The sequence below is a fragment of the Achromobacter sp. NCFB-sbj8-Ac1-l genome, assembly GCF_052695805.1.
This window is the reverse complement of record NZ_CP199812.1, coordinates 2904926-2925303: the sequence shown is the minus strand read 5'-3', so window position 1 is coordinate 2925303 and position 20378 is coordinate 2904926. Positions and strand designations below refer to the sequence as shown.

At 68.5% G+C, this 20378-nt stretch carries 22 protein-coding genes; 9 read left to right on the top strand and 13 right to left on the bottom strand.

Annotation, left to right across the window (positions count from 1 at the left end):
• Nucleotides 1–94 precede the first annotated feature (94 nt).
• Both ACUDP5_RS13475 and ACUDP5_RS13470 read right to left on the bottom strand, forming a co-directional pair.
• The gene (locus ACUDP5_RS13475; protein ID WP_263913401.1) at nt 95–283 is read right to left on the bottom strand and encodes a hypothetical protein; all 189 of its coding nucleotides are present in this window, start codon (nt 281–283) and stop codon (nt 95–97) included.
• Nucleotides 284–479: 196 nt separating this feature from the next.
• Nucleotides 480–1385 carry an EAL domain-containing protein gene (locus ACUDP5_RS13470; RefSeq protein WP_263913402.1) on the bottom strand — a complete coding sequence of 302 codons (906 nt, stop codon included), beginning with the start codon at nt 1383–1385 and terminating at the stop codon, nt 480–482.
• Between the two features lie 336 nt (nt 1386–1721).
• Between ACUDP5_RS13470 and ACUDP5_RS13465 the strand changes: the two genes are divergently transcribed.
• Nucleotides 1722–3833 carry an FUSC family protein gene (locus tag ACUDP5_RS13465; RefSeq protein WP_263913403.1) on the top strand — a complete coding sequence of 704 codons (2112 nt, stop codon included), beginning with the start codon at nt 1722–1724 and terminating at the stop codon, nt 3831–3833.
• 165 nt (nt 3834–3998) lie between these two features.
• Nucleotides 3999–4835, top strand: a complete 837-nt coding sequence (locus tag ACUDP5_RS13460; RefSeq protein WP_263913404.1) for a universal stress protein — start codon at nt 3999–4001, stop codon at nt 4833–4835.
• On the opposite strand, the gene ACUDP5_RS13455 is transcribed toward ACUDP5_RS13460, so the two are convergent.
• Nucleotides 4832–5782 (bottom strand): 2-hydroxyacid dehydrogenase, encoded by a 951-nt coding sequence (locus tag ACUDP5_RS13455; RefSeq protein WP_445658967.1) that lies wholly within the window; start codon nt 5780–5782, stop codon nt 4832–4834. The two genes, ACUDP5_RS13460 and ACUDP5_RS13455, sit on opposite strands and share 4 nt — an antisense overlap.
• A gap of 122 nt (nt 5783–5904) precedes the next feature.
• Between ACUDP5_RS13455 and ACUDP5_RS13450 the strand changes: the two genes are divergently transcribed.
• Nucleotides 5905–7086 carry a PepSY-associated TM helix domain-containing protein gene (locus ACUDP5_RS13450; RefSeq protein ID WP_445658966.1) on the top strand — a complete coding sequence of 394 codons (1182 nt, stop codon included), beginning with the start codon at nt 5905–5907 and terminating at the stop codon, nt 7084–7086.
• Nucleotides 7087–7130: 44 nt separating this feature from the next.
• On the opposite strand, the gene ACUDP5_RS13445 is transcribed toward ACUDP5_RS13450, so the two are convergent.
• The 3 genes from ACUDP5_RS13445 to ACUDP5_RS13435 all read right to left on the bottom strand — a co-directional run bounded on the left by ACUDP5_RS13445 (nt 7131) and on the right by ACUDP5_RS13435 (nt 8119).
• Nucleotides 7131–7283 (bottom strand): DUF3309 family protein, encoded by a 153-nt coding sequence (locus ACUDP5_RS13445; protein WP_076520934.1) that lies wholly within the window; start codon nt 7281–7283, stop codon nt 7131–7133.
• Between the two features lie 48 nt (nt 7284–7331).
• Nucleotides 7332–7493: a hypothetical protein gene (locus ACUDP5_RS13440; protein WP_263913407.1), complete on the bottom strand. Its 162-nt coding sequence runs from the start codon at nt 7491–7493 to the stop codon at nt 7332–7334.
• Nucleotides 7494–7570: 77 nt separating this feature from the next.
• On the bottom strand, nt 7571–8119 hold the full coding sequence (locus ACUDP5_RS13435) for a type 1 glutamine amidotransferase domain-containing protein (RefSeq protein ID WP_263913408.1): 549 nt from the start codon (nt 8117–8119) through the stop codon (nt 7571–7573).
• A 115-nt stretch (nt 8120–8234) separates the two neighbouring features.
• Here ACUDP5_RS13435 and ACUDP5_RS13430 point away from each other — a divergent pair, with 115 nt between their 5' ends.
• Nucleotides 8235–9302: a DNA topoisomerase IB gene (locus ACUDP5_RS13430; RefSeq protein ID WP_445658965.1), complete on the top strand. Its 1068-nt coding sequence runs from the start codon at nt 8235–8237 to the stop codon at nt 9300–9302.
• Between the two features lie 92 nt (nt 9303–9394).
• Here ACUDP5_RS13430 and ACUDP5_RS13425 read toward each other — a convergent pair whose 3' ends face one another.
• On the bottom strand, nt 9395–9673 hold the full coding sequence (locus ACUDP5_RS13425; protein ID WP_445658964.1) for a hypothetical protein: 279 nt from the start codon (nt 9671–9673) through the stop codon (nt 9395–9397).
• 159 nt (nt 9674–9832) lie between these two features.
• Here ACUDP5_RS13425 and ACUDP5_RS13420 point away from each other — a divergent pair, with 159 nt between their 5' ends.
• Entirely contained in the window at nt 9833–10174 is a 342-nt protein-coding gene (locus ACUDP5_RS13420; protein ID WP_263913410.1) for a DUF883 family protein, read from the top strand.
• Between the two features lie 84 nt (nt 10175–10258).
• Here the strand turns inward: ACUDP5_RS13420 and ACUDP5_RS13415 are convergent, their stop codons facing one another.
• The gene (locus ACUDP5_RS13415; protein WP_263913411.1) at nt 10259–10429 is read right to left on the bottom strand and encodes a CsbD family protein; all 171 of its coding nucleotides are present in this window, start codon (nt 10427–10429) and stop codon (nt 10259–10261) included.
• Between the two features lie 124 nt (nt 10430–10553).
• Nucleotides 10554–11147: a hypothetical protein gene (locus ACUDP5_RS13410; RefSeq protein ID WP_445658963.1), complete on the bottom strand. Its 594-nt coding sequence runs from the start codon at nt 11145–11147 to the stop codon at nt 10554–10556.
• 235 nt (nt 11148–11382) lie between these two features.
• Between ACUDP5_RS13410 and ACUDP5_RS13405 the strand changes: the two genes are divergently transcribed.
• Nucleotides 11383–11661, top strand: coding sequence for a DUF378 domain-containing protein (locus tag ACUDP5_RS13405; RefSeq protein WP_263913413.1), 279 nt, complete (start codon nt 11383–11385; stop codon nt 11659–11661).
• A gap of 45 nt (nt 11662–11706) precedes the next feature.
• Here ACUDP5_RS13405 and ACUDP5_RS13400 read toward each other — a convergent pair whose 3' ends face one another.
• Nucleotides 11707–11949, bottom strand: coding sequence for a hypothetical protein (locus tag ACUDP5_RS13400; protein WP_263913414.1), 243 nt, complete (start codon nt 11947–11949; stop codon nt 11707–11709).
• Between the two features lie 153 nt (nt 11950–12102).
• Between ACUDP5_RS13400 and ACUDP5_RS13395 the strand changes: the two genes are divergently transcribed.
• Nucleotides 12103–12486, top strand: a complete 384-nt coding sequence (locus ACUDP5_RS13395; protein ID WP_263913415.1) for a hypothetical protein — start codon at nt 12103–12105, stop codon at nt 12484–12486.
• A gap of 33 nt (nt 12487–12519) precedes the next feature.
• On the opposite strand, the gene ACUDP5_RS13390 is transcribed toward ACUDP5_RS13395, so the two are convergent.
• A complete protein-coding gene (locus ACUDP5_RS13390; protein WP_263913416.1) occupies nt 12520–13902 on the bottom strand; it encodes a sigma-54 dependent transcriptional regulator in 1383 nt (460 codons plus the stop codon).
• A 290-nt stretch (nt 13903–14192) separates the two neighbouring features.
• Here ACUDP5_RS13390 and ACUDP5_RS13385 point away from each other — a divergent pair, with 290 nt between their 5' ends.
• Together ACUDP5_RS13385 and ACUDP5_RS13380 are read left to right on the top strand one after the other, a co-directional pair.
• Complete coding sequence (locus ACUDP5_RS13385; RefSeq protein ID WP_445659162.1) at nt 14193–15113, top strand: sigma-54 interaction domain-containing protein; 921 nt, start codon at nt 14193–14195, stop codon at nt 15111–15113.
• 188 nt (nt 15114–15301) lie between these two features.
• Entirely contained in the window at nt 15302–16741 is a 1440-nt protein-coding gene (locus tag ACUDP5_RS13380) for an RNA polymerase factor sigma-54 (RefSeq protein WP_445658962.1), read from the top strand.
• A 102-nt stretch (nt 16742–16843) separates the two neighbouring features.
• Here the strand turns inward: ACUDP5_RS13380 and ACUDP5_RS13375 are convergent, their stop codons facing one another.
• Nucleotides 16844–17212 (bottom strand): hypothetical protein, encoded by a 369-nt coding sequence (locus ACUDP5_RS13375; protein WP_263913419.1) that lies wholly within the window; start codon nt 17210–17212, stop codon nt 16844–16846.
• Nucleotides 17213–17325: 113 nt separating this feature from the next.
• Nucleotides 17326–20349 carry a PAS domain S-box protein gene (locus ACUDP5_RS13370; RefSeq protein ID WP_445658961.1) on the bottom strand — a complete coding sequence of 1008 codons (3024 nt, stop codon included), beginning with the start codon at nt 20347–20349 and terminating at the stop codon, nt 17326–17328.
• Between the last annotated feature and the right edge of the window lie 29 nt (nt 20350–20378).

Below are 20378 nucleotides of genomic sequence, written 5' to 3'. Positions count from 1 at the left end.
CCGCACAGGTTTCCCCACACGGGCATCGCCGTCACTCACCCTGCATCTGCCAGCCGTCGCCGCAGCGCGGGCTCACTCGAATGCCATCAGCGCATCAGCGCTGGGTTTGCGACCGTTGCTGGCCGGCTTGCCCAGGTTGCTGACCCGGCTTGCCGTCCTTGTCCATCTGCTGGCCGCCCTGGCCGGGCTGTTGCTGGCCCGCTTGGTCACGATCCTTCGGGCTTTCCTGCGTCTGCTGCTTCTGGGGCTGCTTCTGCTGGTCGGGCTGATTCGGGTTTGCCATTGCAAGTCTCCTAGTAGGCGGAACCATTCCGCCATACAGGACGTAGCAACTGACGTGCCCAAAGCCGGCGCCGCCCGGAGCGGGCAGGCGCCGCACCCCGGCCAGGCCGTTGCGGCCCCGGTAATTTCGGGATGCGGGGGGGTAGAAATGGCGGCCAGGCCTGCCCGGGCGGGTCAGACCCTGATTGGTCAGGCGGCTATTGGGTAGTGACGTGCGCCGGCAGGCCGGTTTCGGCGTCCTGCGGGTCGAAGGCGTCCAGCCAGGCGGACGCATAGCTGGCGGGCGCCGCCAGCGGCTCGCCGCGGTCGCGCTGCACGCGCAGGCGCATCAACAGATCATCCAGCGGCATCGGCCGGCCCAGCGCATAGCCCTGCCCATAACGGCAGCCAGCGGCGCGCAGCGCGGGAATGTCCGCGACGTTCTCGACGCCCTCGGCCACCACCCGCCAGCCCATCCGGGTGGCCAGCTCGGCGGCGGTGCGCAGGACCTCGAACGCCACCGCGCTGCGGCGCATGCGGGTAACGAAATACTGGTCGATCTTCACTTCGGACAAGGGAATGGCGGACAGCAATTTCAGGGACGCATGGCCGGTACCAAAATCGTCCAGGCTGACCTCGCAACCCGCTTCTTCCAGCCTGGCCAGCGTCGCGCGCAGGGCTTCCAGTTCCTTGATGGGCTGGTCTTCGGTCAATTCCACCCGCAGCAACGACGCGGGCAGTTCAGCCGCATGAATACGGGCCAGCAGGAAATCGACAGACCGTTCATCGGACAAGGTGGACGCCGGGGCATTGATGGCCACGGGTATCGCCATGCCGGCGCGGCGCATGGTCAGAATCATGTCGATGGCCCGCTGCGCCACCCGTTCGAATAGCGTGCGGTCCAGCCCCAGCCGGTTGACGGTGGGTATGAATTCGGCGGGCATGACGATGCCCAATCGCGGATGTTGCCAACGCGCCAACGCTTCGGCCGAGACTATACGGCCGGTCAGTAAATCCACCTGAGGTTGCAGCAACACCCTCAGGCCCTCTTTGCCGGTAATCATGGCAGCGACTTCGTCGTCGCTGACCACCGAGCTTGTGGAAGCCTCGTGATTGGGCGTCATGTTTGCTCCTTAAGTGCCTCGGAGTACGGCCTGCGCTGTCCGGGCGCAGACCGAGGCACGTTGGACATGAGTATTCACATTCGGCTTGCAGGAGGATTCATACTGCCTAGCGTTACTTACCCAGCGCACTCGCTATTCGATCGCCACTGTTTTTTTATGCGATTTCGAACATTTATTCCAGCGATTGTGCGCGCATGCGGCGCCAAAGTCACACATATGTAACCAGGAGTATTCAAGCCTGATCTTTCATGAATATCCCGATAATCGGACACTCAGAAAATTCATTATTTTTCTGCCTTGTCGACATGGTAGCGTTGCGTTTTTTTGGCATTCCGCGTGACTACCCTGATTTCCCGCTGGCGCAATGCCTTGCGCAATGTCCTGTGGCTGGACGCCCTGCAAGCCGCGGCCATCAGCGCCGCGCCCGTCATCCTGGCGGTGCTGGCCCACGAGCCTCGCCTGGGCTGGACGGCGATTGCCGCCTTCTGGGCCTGCTTTGGCGACCCGGGCGGCCCGCTGCGCCAACGAGCAGGGTCGATGCTGGCGCTGGGCTTGATCGGCGCCCTGTTCTGCTTTCTGGCCAGCGCCAGCGCCGGCCACCTGTGGCTGCTGCTGCCGCTGACGTTCGTCTGCTGCACCTTCGGCGGCCTGCTGCGGGTGCTGGGGCCGGCGGCGGCCATTGTCGGCACGCTGCTGTCGGCCGGCTTCGTGGTGGCCGCCGAGCTGCCGGCGCCCACGCTGGCCGCCAGCCTGTCGTACACCCTGTTCTTCGTGGCCGGTGCGCTGTGGGCCATCGTGATGACGGCGCTGGTCTGGCGCCGCCGCCCCTGGAAGGACGCCACCCACGCGGTAGCGCACTGCTACCGCGGCCTGGCCGATTTCGGTGACGCCCTGGCGCGCATGTATTCCGGCCTGGCCCCCGCCGGCGGGCCGCAAGCCTGGAGCGCCGTCACCCGGTCCCAGCGCAGCGCCCTGCGCGCCGCCCTGGAAGCCGCCCGCGGCCGCATCCGCGAAGTGCAGGACGCGCGGCCATCGCGCCGCGCCCGCGCGCAGCAGCTGTTCTATCTGCTGGACAACGCCGAAGACAGCTTCATCGCGCTGGTCGCGGCCGCCGACCTGCTGGAATCGAATGCGCCGCGCTGGCTGGGTCGGGGCGCGGGCGCCAACCTGTCGCACACCTTCCACCGCTACGCCAGCGTGGCCAACGCCATCGCCAGCACGTCCGACGTCACCGATGCCAAGCAGGCCGACTGCCTGCGCGAACGGCTGGCGCACTTCGGCGCCGGCCTGCACGAGCTGCGCGGGGCGGCCATGGCCTATGCCCCGGACCTGGCGACCATGGTGCCGGTGCTGGACCGCCTGCTGCAGAACGCGCAGGCCGTCATGCAGGCGCTGTTCGACCGCGACGGCGCGCCAGATGTGCCGGCGCTGGCCGCGCGCGCCGATTCGCCCGCGCGCGCAGCGTGGCGCAGCCTTCGGCAGAACCTGCGCTTCGAATCCGATGCCTTCCGCCACGCGCTGCGCGTGGGCATCGGCGCCACCATCGCCGTGGCGTTGTCCAAGACCTTTGCCGTCAACCACGGCTACTGGATGTCGCTGACGTTGGTGTTCATCCTGCAGCCATATTTCGCCACCACCTGGCAGCGCACGGTGGAACGCGTCATCGGCAGCGTGGCCGGCGCCATCGGCGCCTCGCTGCTGGGCCTGCTGCTGACCACGCCGCTGTCGGTGGCGCTGGCGGTGTTGCCCATCGCCCTGGGCACGTTCGCCGCCCGCACCATCCATTACGCTCTGTTCACGTTTTTCCTGACCTCGCAGTTCGTGCTGGTCAGCCATATCCAGCAGCCCGACATCTACGAGCCCATGCTGGCGGCGCTGCGCGCCTTCAACAGCGTGCTGGGCGGGGTACTGGCGCTGCTGGTGGGCTTTCTGGTGTGGCCCGAGAAAGAACCGCGCCAACTGGCAGGCGCGCTCAGCCGCGCGCTCGATCGCCATGCCGCCTACACCCTGGCGCTGACCCGCGACAAGAGCGGCGCGGGCGCGGCCGAGGACATCGTCGGCCTGCGGCGCCTGGCCTGCCTGTCGGCGGACAACGCCGAGGCTTCGTTGCAGCGCCTGCAGCAAAATCCGGTGCACCGCGACCGCAACGTCGACACCGCCGTGAACCTGCTGAGCGCGATGCGCCGCGTCACCGCGGCCGGCACCGTGCTGGAAATCCAGCCCGCGCTGGCGCCGGACAACGCCGCCGCCCCGCTGCTGCGCGACTACGGCCAGGCGCTGGCGCAGGCCCTGCATCCGCAGGAAGCCGCGCCCGCCGCCGACATCCGGCAACTGGCGGTGCCCGCGGCGCTGGCGGCGGCCGCGCCCACCCTGGCCGGGCCGCTGGACCGCATCGCACAGCAGGCGCGCCAGGTCAGGCAATTGCGCGAACGCGTGCAGCAGGCCTGACCGGCCCGCGACGAGCCTGGCGCCGGGCGCGGGCCGCCACCCGGGCTTGCGAAGCGGCAGGCTTGCGTCGGCCCCGCCTAAGTGCAGTCGGCTTGATGCGCATCAAAGGCCGCTTGCCCGGAACGCGCAACGATGAAGGCCTGTCGCGCTGAAAAGGAGGCCGCCATGTATCGCCGCATTTCCGTCCACCTGGACCACGGGTTCGATTGCGCCCGCCGCACGCACGTCGCGCTGGCCCTGGCCAAGCGCCACAAGGCCGAATTGGTCGGCATCTATGCCAGTTCGGCGCCGCCGCAGTACTACTACGGCGAATCCGTGCTGATGTCCAAGACGCTGAGCGTGATGCGCGACCTGCAGTCGCAGAATCGCGGTGCGGTGCAGAACGCCTTTCTGGAAGCGGCCGCCAACGCGGATGTGCCCGCGGTGGTACGCGCCGGCGACAGCACTCCCAGCGCCACGGTGGCGCTATATGGCCGCACCAGCGACCTCATCATCGTCAGCCAGGAAAACCGCGAAGACGTCGAGGCCGCGCACGAAACCGAATTCGTCGAACAGGCCTTGCTGACGGCCGGTCGCCCCGTGCTGGTGGTGCCGTCCAGCGGCGAATTCCCGGTGATCGGCGACCGCGTGCTGGTCTGCTGGGACGGCAGCCGCGAAGCCGCGCGCGCCCTGGCGGACGCCGCCCCGCTGCTACGGTCGGCCTCGCACCTGGTGGTGTTGACCATGGACGAAGGCGCCGCCACCCGCAAGGGAGAAGCCGTGCCGTTCGAAGACCTGGCCACCTATTGCATCGCCCAGGGCATGCCGGCGCCCGACCACGTGCGCCGCGACATCAAGGGCGTGGGCGTCGGCAGCACCATCCTGAATGCGGCGGCCGACTACAGCGCCGACCTGATCGTGATGGGCGCCTACGGCCACAGCAAGCTGCGCGAATGGGCGATGGGCGGGGCCACCGCATCCATCCTGAAAAGCATGACCGTGCCGATCATGTTCTCGCACTAGCCATCCTGCGAACCCGGCACGGGCGTCAGCACCGGCTTGCCGTTGAAATGCGCGGTGGCGTTTTCCAGGAACAACGCCACCGTCGCCGCCACCGCTTCGGGCGAACGGCCCGCGCTGTGCGGCGTCAGCACCACGTTGTCCAGCTTGAACAGCGCCGGCGGTACCACCGGTTCGCCCTCCACCACGTCCAGCCCCGCGCCCGCGATGCGGCGTTCGGCCAGCGCGGCGATCAGCGCCTCGGTGTCGACCACGCTGCCGCGGGCGATGTTCACCAGATAGCCCTGCGGCCCCAGCGCATCCAGCACCGCCGCATCGACCAGGTGGCGCGTGTCGGCCCCGCCCGGCGTGGCCACCACCAGGAAGTCTGACGCGGCGGCCAGCGCCCGCGGGCTGTCGTAACAGGTGTAGCCGCTTTCAGGACGCGGCCGCCGGTTGTAGTAGCCCACCGTCATGCCGAAGCCCTGCGCGCCGCGCTTGGCGATTTCCAGGCCGATCGTGCCCAGCCCCAGGATGCCGAGCCGCTTGCCGGACACCTGCGGCCCCATGAAGCCGTTCCAGTGGCCCTGTCGCACCCAGGCATCGGCCTGCGGCAGGTGCCGCGCCGCGCCCAGCAGCAACGCCATGGCATGGTCGGCCACCGAGGTCGCATTGGCGCCCGGGCCATGCGTGACCCGCAGGCCGCGCGCCCGCGCTGCGGCCACATCGATGTTCTCGAAGCCCACGCCCAGCGAACAGATCAGTTCCAGCCTGGGCAATGCCGCCATTTCGTCGGCATGAAACCCGGTGGCCCCGCGCGTGAGCACCACGCGGATCTCGTCGGCATGTTCGCGGATGGCGCGGGCGCGTTGTTCGGGGGTGGTGGCAAGCACGCAGCGAAAGCCGCGGTCTTCGATGGCGGGCAGGAAATCATGCACGCTTTCGATCAGGATCAGGAGGGGGATCTTCATGTTGCTGCGGGTTGGAGTCGGGAGTGCGGGGGCGGCGGCGCAGGCCGCCAAAAAACAGGCCGGCTCATAGTACGCCTCGGTACAATTGCGCGCCACCTGCCCGTCCCGCCCTTGAACGCGTCATGAAAGCCAAGCTCCGCAAGACCCTGCGCACTGCCCTGTCCACCCTGCACCGGTGGGTGGGCTTGATCCTGGGCTTAGTGCTGGTGCTGGCCGGCCTGTCGGGCAGCCTGCTGGCCTTTGACCACGAACTTGACGGCTGGCTGAATTCGGCCATGTTGCGCAACCGGGCAGGCACATGCGCCGCGCCCTTGCCCCCATCGGCCGCGGCGCAAGCCGTGCAGCAGGCCTGGCCGGGTGCCGCGGTCAATGCCATCACCCTGCCGCAATCGGCCGTCGACAGCTACCGCGTGCAGTTCAAGCATGCTGCCACGGCCGACAACGAGGCCGGCGTGGACGCCTGCTCGGGCCAGTTGCTGGCCAGCCGCAACCGCGATGCGGTGTCGCTGGACCGCGCCCACGTCATGCCCTTGCTGCTACGCTGGCACATGACGCTTTTGCAGGGCAAGACCGGCCGTGAAGTGCTGGGCTGGCTGGCGGTGGCCTGGATCGTATTGCTGCTGGCGGGCGTGTACCTGGCCTGGCCGCGTCCGGGCCATTGGCGCCGCTCGGTCTCGGTCACGCGCGGGGTCGGCGCGTTTCGTACCAGTTATGAACTGCACCGCGCCGCCGGCCTGGTCTCGGCCGTGTTCCTGCTGGTGGTCGCGGGCACCGGCTTTTTCATGGGGCTGCCGCAACTGGGTCGCCAATGGGTTTCCAGCGTGATGAGCGTGCCGGTGGATGCGCGCGCGGCAAAGCGGGCGCCGCTGGGCGCGGACGAAACGGAACTGGGTTGGGATGGCGCGGCCGCAAAGGCGCGCGAGGCGGCGCCTGCCACCGCCACACTGGTGATGCTGCGGCGCGATGCCGCCAATGGCGTCTACCAGGCCCGCATGCGCCGCGCCGACGACTGGCAGCCGGTGGGCACGTTGCGCCTGTTCATCGATATGCGCAGCGGCGCGTTGGCGTCGGCGGTCGACCCCTTGTCGGGCACGGCCGGCCAACGCCTGCTGGCGGTGATGTTCCCGCTGCATTCCGGCAGCCTGTTCGGACTGCCCAGCCGCATCCTCACGGCGGTGCTGGGCCTGCTGCCGCTCTTGTTCTTCGTGACCGGGCTGGTCATCTGGATCAGCCGCCGTCGGCTCAAGCACCGCGGGCGGCTTGCCGCGGCGCAGGCGCCCAGGCCGGCGGCCCGGCGCGCCTGATGCCGCGAAGCGGACGCCTTACCTTGGCAAGGCGTCCGCAGCCGTTATATTCGCCCCATCAGCAGCAACACGATCAGCACGATGACCACGATCCCCAGCAACCCGCTGGGGTAATAGCCCCAGCTACGGCTGTGCGGCCACGCGGGCACGGCACCGATCAGCAGCAAAATCAGAATGATCAGCAAAATGGTGGACATGATTTGATCCTTTTTTCTTGGTGGGTGCGTCGATTCGGCTGACGCAAATCAATGGAAACGCGCGAGTCTTTCCTTCACCGGCGGCTCGAGCGGCGGCAGGTCCACCTCCGGCTCATCGGTATCGGGATCAACCGGCAGGTCGCCCGGCGGCGAGCCCGGCGGAATAGGTTCCGGCTTGGGCGGAACATGCAAACGCAGATCGGCAGACATGGCACTCTCCTGTAAAGGTGCTGCTTTGGGCGAAGCCGGAACCCTCCGGCCCCACGTACCCGGCACCGCGCCGCCACTCAATGGCGCACCAGCGCAAACACGCGCAGGATCTCGCGGTTGAAGGCGGGAATGTCGTCCGGCTTGCGGCTGCTGATCCACCGGCCATCCACCACCACCTCTTCATCCACCCAGTCGGCGCCCGCATTGCGCAGGTCATCGGCCAACGAAGGCCAACTGGTCATCTTCCGGCCCTTGACCAGGCCGGCGGAAATCAACAGCCAGGCGCCATGGCAGATCACGGCCAGCGGCTTGCCCGCTTCGTGCATCGCCTGCACGAATTCTCGCGCTTTGGGATGCAGCCGGATCTCATCCGCATTGACGACACCGCCCGGCAGCAGCACCGCATCGAACGCCTCTTCGCGCGCCTCGGCGAAGATCAGGTCGGCCTCGTAATGGTCGCCCGGGTCGTTGTGATGCATGCCCTGCACCGGCCCACGCCTGGCCGACACGATGACGGTGCGCGCGCCTTCATCGTGCAGCGCGTCGCGCGGCCCCGTCAGTTCCACCTGTTCAAAACCGTCCACCACCAGGATGGCCACGTTGAAGTCCTGTAGCGTCTTCGCCATGCAAAAGCTCCTTCTGTTACCCAGGCTGCCAGAACAGCAAGCGCCGTGCCCAAGCCGTTGCAGCCGGCACAGGCATGGCGCTTGCTGGGGCTGGCGCGACTTGCAGGAGGCCGACATGGCATCACCCAGGGCACACGCCACGACATCCCCCGCGAAGCTTCCCCGCGCCAAGGCCGCGGCCCCGGCCGTCCACGGCAAACTCGTCTACATGGACGACACCCTGCCCGGTTACAGCCGGGTGCGGGTCAACGGCGCCACCTTCCATTACCTGGACACCGCCGGCCGGCGCATCACCCGCCGCACCGAGCTGGAGCGCATCCGCAGCCTGGCCATCCCGCCCGCCTATGAAGCCGTGTGGATCTGCCCGCTGCCGTGGGGCCACCTGCAGGCCACCGGCCGCGATGCCCGCGGCCGCAAGCAATACCGCTACCACCCCGCCTGGGCCCGGCAGCGCGATGCCGACAAATACGACAGCCTGCGCGAGTTCGGCGCGAGCCTGCCGCGCATTCGCCGCCAGGTCGCGCGCGACCTGCGGATCGCGGGGCTGGCGCAGGCCCGGATCACCGCCGTGGTCGTGCAATTGCTGGACGACACGCTGATCCGCATCGGCGCCCGCGAATACGTGCGCGCCAACCGCTCATATGGCCTGACGACGCTGACACGGCGCCACGCCACGGTGCGCGGCGACCGGCTGCGCTTTCGCTTTCGCGGCAAGAGCGGCGTGGAACACGACGTCACCGTCACCGACCGCCGCATCGCCCGCATCATCAAGCGCTGCCTCGATATCCCCGGACAGCAGCTGTTCCAGTACCTGGACGAAGACGGCAAGCCGCATGCCGTGGATTCCGAACGGGTGAACGCGTATCTGCGCGAGGCAGGCGCGGCCGATTTCACGGCCAAGCACTACCGCACCTGGGCAGGGTCGGTGCTGGCCTACGCCGCACTGCAACGCCGGCCGTATGTCGACGAGCGCCAGGCCAGGCAAGCGGTGGTGGACGTGATCAAGCAGGTCGCGCAGCGGCTGGCCAACACGCCGGCCGTGTGCCGCGCCTGCTATGTCCATCCCTTGATCCTCGACACCTACCTGGCCGGCCGCCTGCCTGCCCACGGCCCGGCACCGGCCGGCCCGCGCGGCCTGACGGCCGACGAACGGCGCTTGCTGGCGTTCCTGGGCCAGGCCTGATGCCGGGCGGTCTCAACACAAGCGCCGGGCTTGCCTGGAAATGGCCGGACGCGAGGCCGCCCGCGGCGTTGCCGGCTGCGCGGCGGGCGTCGTCAAAGAATCGACGACCTGGCGTTCCTGGCGCGCGGCTGCGGCGCGGCGCCATCGGCCCAATTGGATTCGGTCTGGTCGTCCACGGCGCGTCGGATGTCGCGGGCCGCCTCGTCCGGCGTCGACGCCGTGGGCTTGGGTGGCAATTGCGGCACATCGACAGGGCTTTGCGGCGGCAGCACCTTGGCAGCGGCCGCGGGCGCGTCTTGCGCCATTTTCTTGCCGCCGGCGGCCGGGGCAGGCGTGGCGGCGGTCTTGCGCGCAGTCTTGGTCGATTTCATGTTGGCACTCCCGTTTTGACTTGCTTTCATGCTGCGGCGCGGGCCGCACCGGCGTCATCCGACGACCGTCAGAATTGAAAGCGGATGTGGCGTTGATGGCAGGCGCGGCGCTTGCTGGGTAAAAAGAACATTCCCCCAACGCCTACCCAGGAGCTATCGATGGCCAACACCCATACCCCCTTGCCCTCGGACTTTCCCGAGCACGGCCCGGACGACAGCGGCGCGCGCGGACGGCGTCGCCATCCCGAAAGCTGGATCGACGACCTGGAAGCCACGCTCAGCGACGCTTCCGCGACCGACCTCGACGCGCTCAAGGCACGCCTGGCCGACCAGTTGCGCGACACCCGCCGCAGCCTGCGGGACGCTTCCGACACCGCGCACGACATGGTCCGCGAAACCATCGACTGCACCGAGCAATATATCCACGCGCGTCCCTGGCAGGCGGTCGGCCTGGTGGCCGGCGCAGCCTTCCTGTTCGGCGTGATCGTGGGCCGGCAGTAGCCTGGGTCGCCCGCCGACCCCACCCGCCATGGGCAACGGGCGCCGCACCGGTGAAGGCGCGGCGCCCGACGAGTCCCGCAGCGTTTACTTCTGGGCCTTTTCCTTGGCGTCGCCATAGGCTGCCTGGGTCTTGCCAGCGACCTTCTGGGCCACGCCCTTGATTTCGGTCGACGTGCTGCCGGTGGCCTTGCCCGCCACTTCCTTCACCTTGCCCGCGGCCTCGTTGACTCGGCCCTTCACTTGATCCTTGTTCATGGCGATTCCTCTCTGCATGGATGGGGTGCCGACGCCGGGTGGCGCGGTCGGCGTCCATGCAGCAAGCGCCGTGCCCACCCCGTGCCCCCTACTTGCCGGGGCCGGCCTGGCCTCACGCGGCCGCCTATTGCGCCAGCGTGGACGGCGCCTCGACGTGGCGCGGGGGGGTCAGGGGATCGAAGTCTTCCCATTTGCCCTCCAGCCAGCGACCCTGGGCGCGCTCGATATCGCGGCCCCCGGTTTCACGCAGCACCTGGCGCGCCAGGGCTTCCTGTCCGGGCGCGACCGGCAGCGCCAGCATGACGCCCGCCGGACGGACGGCCGGGTGCATGCCGGGGGCCTGCGGGGTCGTGGCCAACGCGCGCTTGCTGCGCCCCGCCACCCAGAGCGCCCCGCCCAGCGCCCCCAGGTAGGCACCCGCGCCCGCCGCGGCAACAACGACCACGACCACCGCGCCCAGCCACAGCGCGGCCAGCCCACCGATCAGGGCGAACACCAGCCCTAGCGCCGACGCGCCGGCCAGCGCGCCCAGGTGCGCCCCCCTCGCGTCCGGGTCCGCCACGCGATCGCCGCCGATCGGATAACGCGCATGTTCGCCCGCCGAGTTGAGGTAGAACGTATGGAAATCGTCTTCGGAAAAACCTTCGTCACGCAGGCGCTGGGCCGCCAGGCTGGCGGCATCGAAGGTCTGGAAGCGTGCGGCAACAATCAGGGACATGACTCTCTCCTCTCAGCACGGCGCGGCATTGGCCATGGAAAAAAGGCAGCAACTGCCATGCCTGTACGCGCCCCACGGCACGGCGCTTGCTGAGCGTGTCTGCAAGTGACCAGACGTAAGCTGGCGGGCAACCGCCACGGCCGGGTCCCCACGCGCCCCCCTCCGCCACATCGGCAACGACGCAATAAACGCCACGCCGTGCAGGATTTACCTGCGGTGGGCAAAGGAACAGACCATGTACGCCTATGACGACGACGACGTGACCGCCGGCCCGGGCGACCCCGCGTTGCGCGAGCCGACGGGCCGACGCACGTTGGGGCCGCTGGACTGGATTGCCTTGATCGCCCTGGTGGCTGGCGGCGTCAATTGCGGCCTGATCGCCGCCGTCAACCTGGACGTGTTTGCGCGCGTCCTGCCCTCGGCGATGGCCGCGCGCGTCGCCTACGGCCTGGTCGGCCTGGCGGCGCTGCATTGCATCGTGCTGTTGTTTCGACTGGGCGCGGAAAACGACTGACGCCGTCCGTGGCGCCCGTCGCAGCCGACGCCTTGCACCCGACCGTTACGAGCGCCCTCCCGGCTTGCGCGTGCCGGGATACTGCCCCCCTTCCTCGTATTCCGGCCCATCCGGGTGCGGCGTCTTGTCGGCGCCGCGCGCGGGGGCCGCGGCCTTGTCCGTCCCCGGCTTGTCCGACCCCAACTGCCCGCTGCGGCGGGCGGCATCGGTCTCATCCTGCGGCGTGTTCGCCTTGCCGCCCTCCGGCGCCCCGGCGCCGGCCTTGCTACCCGCATCTGTCTTGCTCATGACTGGTCTCCTTGCGTTGCGCCCTGCGCGATGACGCGGGCGCCCTGGATGTCGGCGCAAGTGCCGTGCCTGCCCCGCCCGGGCACGGCACTTGCTCAAGGAACCGCGCGGGACGGCCAACCATCCGGCCGTCCTCATCCAAAGGAGTGATCCATGAAATTGTCCAATACCCGCCTGTCCCTGACGCTCATTCCCGCCGCGGCCCTGTGCCTGTCGGCCCTGGCGCTGCCGGTCTCGGCGCAAACCACGCAAGTGCGCAGCAGCGAACAGATCGACAATCAATACAAGATGGACAAGAAGCAGTGCGATGCCATGAAGGGCAACCAGAAGGACGTCTGCCAGGCGCAAGCCGAAGCCACGCGCGACAAGGCCCGCGCCGATGCCAAGGCCGGCAAGGAAAAGGCCGAAGCCAACCATGACGCCGCCAAGACCCGCAATGACGCGGACTACAAGGTCGGCAAGGAAAAGTGCGATGCCATGTCGGGTAACGCCAAGGACACCTGCATGGCGGACCTGAAGACCCGCTACGGCAAGTAAGCCCACCCGCCCGCTTGCCGGGCGCGGCGCGCGTCAGCGCGCCGCATGGGTGGACGACGGCGGCGGCTCGCCTGGCAACAGGTAGCCCGCCGCCGCGTATTCCTCGAGCCGGTTGTACAGCGTCTTGGGGCTGATGCCCAATACGGCCGCGGCCTGCTTCTTGACGCCCTTGCAGCGCTCCAGCGTTGCCAGGATCAAGCGGCGATCGGCTTCGGCCAGGGTTTCACCCACGGGCACGGTCACCTGGCCGCCCAGGTTCGCATCGCCGCTGGGCGACACCTGCGGGGCCAGCAGGTCGACATCGAGTTCATTGCCTTCCGCCATGATGAAGGCGCGCCGCACGTAATTCTTCAATTCGCGCACATTGCCCGGCCATTCGTACTGCGCCAGCGCGGCCAGGGCGCGCGCCGAAAACACTTTGTCGCTGCCGGTTTCCTGGTTCTGCGCCTGCAGGAAGCGGTCGGCCAGGAAAGCGATGTCTTCGCCCCGCTCGCGCAGCGGCGGCAATTCCATCGGAAACACGCTGAGGCGGTAGTACAGGTCTTCGCGCAGCTTGCCTTCCTGCACCGCCTGTTCGGGGTTACGGTTGGTGGCGGCGATGATGCGGATGTCGCATCCGATTTCGCGGTTGGTGCCCACCCGCATGAACTGCCCGGTTTCCAGCACCCGCAGCAACTTCACCTGCAGGTCGAGCGGCATTTCGGTGACTTCGTCCAGGAACAGCGTGCCCCCGTCCGCGCGCTCGAAATAGCCTTTGTGCTGGCGATCGGCACCGGTGAAGCTGCCGCGTTCGTGACCGAACATTTCACTTTCGATCAGGTGCGGCGAGATCGCGCCGCAATTGACCGCGATGAACGGGCGCTGGCGCCGCGCGCTGAGTTCGTGGATGGCGTGCGCGGCCAGTTCCTTGCCCGTGCCGCTTTCGCCGATCAGCAGCACGGTGACATTGGTGGGCGCCACGCGTCCGATCTGGCGGTACAGCTCGCGCATCGGCGGCGACGTACCGTACATCTTGCCGAAGCGGCCCGGCTCTTCGAACGGCGTGCCCGGCCGCTCGCCCCCTGCATTGGCCAGGATGCGCGCCAGGATCTCGTTCAGGCGATCCATGCAGATGGGCTTGGTCAGGTAGTCGGTCGCGCCCAGGCGCAGCGCCTGGACGGCGTTGTCGACCGTGCCGTGGCCGGTCATCACCACGACCTCGGCGCTGGCCACCGCCACGTTCTTGAAGATATCCATGCCGCTGCCCCCGGGCAGGCGCACGTCGGTCAGCACCAGGTCCGGCGCCTGGCGCTCAAGCTGGATCAGCGCGTCCTTCACGCTGGCGGCAAGGGCCACCGTAAAGCCGCTGTCGCGACCGATCTCGGCCAACGTTTCGCGGATGGCATCGTCGTCTTCGACGATCAACAGATGAGGCATGAGGACTCCCTGGCTCGGAGATCCGGGCGGTGCCCGTGCCCTTTCCGGCCAACTTCGAGCATACCGAGTCTGAGCGCGGCGGACGTAAACATTCGATACGATCCACTAAACTTTTCGATTGCTTTCAACTGGTCGCAACCGCGGGCGCCAAGGCCTCTACCATCGGCCTGTCAGCCACGCCCTTTCGGGCCGAGGATTTACGCATCATGCCTGCTCGCTCCGCCGGCGACCGCGGAGACGCCGCCGCGCCCGCCACCCCCGCCATGGACGTCTCCGGACTGTCCCCCATCATGCAAAAGCTGGCCACGCAACTGCGCCTGGCCGCCGGTACCGACGCCAGCGTCTTCATCGTCGGCGAAAGCGGCGCCGGCAAGGAAGTGGTGGCCCGCGCCATCCACGACGCCAGCGCCCGCCGCGACTGTCCGTTCGTGGCCATCAACTGCGGCGCCATCAGCGGCTCGCTCGCGCACGCCGAATTGTTCGGCCACGAGAAAGGCAGCTTCACCGGCGCCGTGGCGCAGAACGCCGGCTATTTCGAATACGCCAGCGGCGGCACCCTGTTCCTGGACGAAGTCACCGAAATGCCGCCCGACATGCAGGTGCATTTCCTGCGCGTGCTCGAAGCCGGCACCTACCAGCGCGTGGGCGGCGCCGACCTGCTGCGCGCCAACGTGCGCATCATCTGCGCCAGCAACCGCGATCCGGCCGCATCCGTGGCCGACGGCCGGCTGCGGCAGGACTTCCTGCATCGGCTGCTCGTCATCCCGCTGCGCGTGCCGCCGCTGCGCGAGCGCCCCGGCGATGCGCTGATCCTGGCACAGCGTTTCCTGGATGCCATGAACCGCCAGCACGGCACGCGCAAGACCTTCGCCAAGCCCCTGCTCGAGGCGATCGCGCAGCACGATTGGCCGGGCAACGTGCGCGAGTTGCGCAATGCCGTGCAACGCGCCTACATCCTGAGCGACGACGTGCTGGACATCGCGCTGCCGCGTCCGCGCGTGGCGCAGCCGGCCGAGTTCAAGGACGGCGCCCTGAACGTGCCGGTGGGCACCGCCTTGGGCAATGCCCAGCGCGACTTCATCCTGGCCACCCTGGCCCACCACGGCGGCGACAAACGCCTGGCGGCCGAGACCCTGGGGGTCAGCCTGAAAACGCTCTACAACCGCCTGGACGTCTACGAGAAGGAACAGGGCGGGCCGGCCGCTGCGTGAGGGCACGGCGGGACCCCGCCTTTCTCTGCGCACGCAGTTTTTACCGCCACCTTGTAAAGCTTGAAGGGACAAAGCGCCCTGCGCGCCCGGCGCCGCCCGGGCGAAAAGCGGGCATGGTTCTTGCATGAATAGAAGGATGAGCCGCCATTCGGCGGCACCCGCTCCAGGAGACGAGATTGGGACATCCCATGCAAGAACTGCGCCTGCGCCAGCAAATGACGCTCGCGCCCAGGCTGCAGCAATCCGTCAAGCTGCTGCAGATGTCGGCGCTGGAATTCACGACCGCCGTCGAACTGGCGATGGCCACCAATCCCTTCCTTGAGGATGGGGATGAGCAAGTGTCGGACCCGGCCCCCAGCCAGCCCGATCAGGGCGCCGTCCCCCCCGACGCCGAACCCGCGGCGCCGGCCCCGGCCGAGGCGCAGGAAGGCGAGGCGCCCGCCGACGTGCCCGCCGCGCCGGAATACTCCGGCGACTACCCCACCACCAGCCGCGCCGACGGCGAAGACCACGACCTGGGCCAGTGGGCCAGCGCGCCGGTGTCCATGCGCGAAAAACTGTCGCTGGACCTGGGCAACTATCGCCTGGAACCGCGCGGCCGCCTGCTGGCGGAATTCATCATCGATTCGCTCGATGAAGACGGCTACCTGCGCACCCCGCTGGACAATCTGTGCAGCGCCCTCAGCCCCGATTTCGCCCCGCCGCCCGACGAAGGCGAATGGCTGGCCGCGCTGCGCCTGGTGCAGCAGCTGGACGCGCCGGGCCTGGGCGCCCGCGACCTGCAGGAATGCCTGTCGCTGCAACTGGCCGCCCTGCCCGGCATCAGCGCGTCGCTGCGCGAACTGGCGCTGCGCATCGTCGGCGAGCAGATCGAGCGGTTGGCCAAGAACGATGCCGCCGGCATGCGGCGCGCGCTGAACTGTACGGAAGACGCGCTGCGCGAAGCGTGCGCGCTGATCCGCGGCCTGGACCCCAAGCCCGGCCGTCGCTACGACATCCAGGCCCCCGCCTATGTGGTGCCCGACGTCTTCGTCGACAAGTGGCATTCGCGCTGGCGCGTGGTGCCCAATCGCAGCGCCATGCCGCAGGCCCGGCTGCACCGGGTCTATGCCGACCTGTTCCGCCGCGCACGCCTGGACGACCGCAGCCCCATGGCGCAGGAACTGCAGGAAGCGCGCTGGCTGGTGCGCAACGTGGAACAGCGCTACACCACCATCCAGCGCGTGGCCGAAGCGATCGTCAAGCGCCAGCAGACGTTCTTCGAGTACGGCGAAGTCGCCTTGCGCCCGCTGATGCTCAAAGAGGTGGCCGACGATCTGGACATGCACGAGTCGACCGTTTCACGCGCCACGGTCAGCAAATACATGGTGACCCCGCGTGGCGTGTTCGAATTCCGCCACTTCTTCTCACGCGAGCTGCCCACCGATTCCGGCGGCACCTGCTCGGCGGCGGCCGTGCGCGCGCTGATCAAGGAACTGATCGACGCCGAAGACCCGGCCATGCCGCTGTCCGACGTTGCCCTCACCCAGCAGTTGGCCACCAGCGGCATCGTCCTGGCCCGTCGCACCGTCTCCAAGTACCGCGGCCAGCTGCGCCTGCCGCCCGCCGAGCTTCGCAGACAGCATTGATGGCCTTGTCCCGCGCGCACGCTTTGCGTACTTGCGGCGGCCCGATAAAACAATGCCCACCCTGACGGGTGGGCATTGCTCTGTGTGGCTGCGGCCGACGGCTTATTTGCTGCCGCCACTATTGGGATATCCCGGCGGCGGCGCGGCGCCGGCGGCCGGCGTGCGCGGCACGTTGTCGTTGGCCTCGCGAGGGCGCGCCGGCATTTCGCCGCTGCGCTTGTCGGACGACGTGGCGCTGCCCTTGTCCAGATTGGGCGGCGTGGTCGTCGTGTTGGGCGCGGCGTTGGGCGCGGGGGCTGCCTGCCCCGGCGGCACGGGCCGGTTCGGCTGCACCGCGGTGCCGTCGTTGGGCGTCGTGGACGGCGCGGTAGGCGTGGCCGACTGCGCCAGGACGGCGCCGGGAGCGCCCAGAAGGGCTGCCCCCGCGACGGAGGCGGCTGCGATTGCATAGGTCAAGGCACGGATCTTCATGGATAGGCTCCTTTTGAGTTGCCATCTCCGTACAGCAATCGCCATGCCCATGCCCCCCTGCCCCTTGCCCGACCGCCACCAGCAGGCAATTTTTACCGGTGCTTGAAACCCGGTCACCCGACGGACGACGATGCGGTGCGAGCCACGCCCGCCGCCTCGGCGGCGGGATCCAGCATGCGCTGCACCCGGGCGGCCAGCACGTCCAGCGCGAACGGCTTGACGATCAGCTCCATGCCGTTGTCCAGGAAGCCCGAGCCGCGCGCAGCGCTTTCGGCATACCCCGTCATCAGCAGCACCTTCAGGTCCGGATACGAAACGCGGGCGGCATCGGCCAGTTGGCGTCCGTTCAATCCCGGCAGCCCGACGTCGGTCACCAGCAGATCGATATCGGTCGTGGCGCGCACGCGCTCAAGGCCCGCATCGCCGTCATTGGCCGTCACCACCCGCATGCCCAGTTCGACCAGGCATTCGCGCACCATCTCGCGCACGTTGGCATCGTCTTCCACCAGCACGACCACCGCCTGGCGGGCGTGCTCGGCCGGCGGACTGGCTTGCGGCCCCGGCGCCGCCGCATCGTTCAACGCCCCCTCGTAGCGCGGCAGGAAGACCCTGACCGACGTACCGACCCCCTCCTTGCTGTCCAGCGTGACCACGCCGCCGGCCTGCTTGGCAAACCCGTAGATCATCGACAGGCCCAGCCCGGTCCCCTCGCCCAGCGGCTTGGTGGTGAAGAACGGGTCGAAGGCATGCGCCAGCACGTCTGGCGACATGCCGCAGCCGATGTCGGTCACGCACACCTCCACGAAGGCGCCGGGCTGCACGCCGCCATACGGCCGCAGAAAGGCCCGATCCAGCCGCGTGTTCAGCGCGGCCACGGTCAGCACGCCGCCATCGGGCATGGCATCGCAGGCATTGATCACCAGGTTCAGCAAGGCGTTCTCGAACTGGTTGCGGTCGCAGCGCACCGGCCACAGACCGGGCTCCAGGTCGAACGCCAGCGACACGCCTTCGCCGGTGTAGCGATGGAACAGATCGGCCATCGACTGCAGGGTCGAGGCCACGCTGAAGGGCTGCGGGTCGATCGGCTGGCGCCGCGAGAACGTCAACAGCCGCTGCGTGAGGTGGGCCGCGCGGTTGGCCGATTCCATGGCCACGGTAATGAAGCGCACGGCCTGCTCGGGCGTGCCCGCCGCCAGCTTGCGCTGGATCAGGTAGAGCGCCCCGGTAATGCCCTGCAGCATGTTGTTGAAGTCGTGGGCAATGCCGCCGGTCAGCCGGCCCACCGCTTCCATTTTCTGTGCCTGGCGCAGGGCGTTTTCGGTTTCCAGCAGCGTCTCGGCCTGCGACTTCAGGTCGGTGTCGTCGCGCCCCGTCATGTAGAGGCTGTCTTGCGCCCAGGACATGCTCCAGGTGATCCAGGCATAACCGCCGTCCCGCTTGAGCACGCGGTTTTCCAGGTGCCGCACGCCCTGGGGCGCGTCGGCGCTGCGCGCCTGCAACAAGGCGCTGCGGGTGGCCTCGTAGTCGTCCGGGTGGATCAGCTGACGCAGCCCCATGGCCAGGAATTGCGATTGCGTCCATCCCAGGATCGGCCGTACCGCCGGATTCACGCTGACGTAGCGGCCCTGCGCATCGATCACCGCCAGCAGTTCCGGCGACAGCCGCCAGATGCGGTCGCGCTCGGCGATGGCATGCTCGACCCGCTGCTCGAGCATGCGGGCGTATTGCGAGCGCTCGACCGCGCCGCACATGCGCTCGGCCACTTCCTCGATGCAGGCCACGTCGCCGCGCTTGAAGCGGCCATCGACCGCGGGCCGGACCACCAGCGCACCGCCCGGGCGGCCCCAGCGGCCGGTGGGCACCACGATGGCCGACGGCAGGATCTCGCCATCGGCCTGCGCCAGCAGCGGTTCAAGAAAGGTAGTGCGTCCGGTGCGCAGCGCGTCGTAGAAGGCCTCGGTGTACAGCTCGGGGCCGAGCACGCCGCGACCGTCGTCGCGGCCGGGATGGCAGCGCCAGCAGGTCGACACCACTGGTTCGCTGCCCTCGCCCTGCCAGTCCAGCACCGCCGCCAGGCCCAGCGCCAGATGCTGGCCCAGGCTTTCGCAGGCGGTCTGCTCGATAGCCGGCTGCAAGGGCAATTCGCGCAACCGGTCGCCCAACGCCATCAGGAAATTCTTGCGATGCTGGCCTTCCCAGAGTTCGGCCTCGGCGGTCTTGCGCGCGGTCACGTCCAGGAACAGCGCCATCATGCGGTCCTCGCCCTCCTTGCGCGCACGCGCCTCGTACCAGGCCGGCCGCGGTCCCGGCACCGCGAATTCGAACTGCGCCGGCTCGCCGGACTCAACCACCTGCGCAAAGGCATCCATGATGCGGCCCGGCACGCCGGGGATCATCTCGCGCAGCGTGTGGCCCAGGGTATCGCCTTCCTTCATGCCGCTCTGGCGCTCGAACGCCGGGTTGACCTCGATGAAACGGAAATCGACGATGTTGCCTTGCGCATCGCGCAGCGCTTCGCTCAGGAAGAAGGCCTCTTGCATGCCTTCGAACATCGCGCGCCAGCGCTCGCCGCTGCGCCGCAGGGCCGCTTCCGTCAGGTGCCGCTCGATGGCCAGCGCGGCGCTGCGCGTGACCACCGCGATGGCGTCGATGTCGTGCGCCGAGGGCGAGCGCGGCGTGGCGTAGTAATTCGAGAACACGCCCAGCAGGCGCCCATCGGGCGACTTGATCGGGGTCGACCAGCAGGCCCGCAGCCCATGGGCCAGCGCCTGCTCGCGCCAGGCTTCCCAGGCCGGATGGCGGGCGATGTCTTCGGCATAGACCGGACTGCCCGTGTAGGCGGCCTGCCCCCACGAAGCGGCATCGGGTCCGATCGGCGCGCGGTCGATCGCGGCGTTGTAGGCGGGCGGCAGGCTGGGCGCCGCGCCATGCAGCAGCAGGCGGCCGGATTCATCGATCAGGGCAATCGAAGCGCGCAATTCGACGCTGGATTGCGCTTCGATGGCATGCAGCACATGCGCCAGCACCTCGGGCAATGGCACACCCGCCACAATGCGCTGCAACATGATGCGTTCGTCTTCCAAACGCGCAAGCGTGTCAGTCCACGAATGCGCGACGCGGTCTCGCTGGGTCAGCATGGGTCCTCCCTCGGGCTCCTCCGACTGTA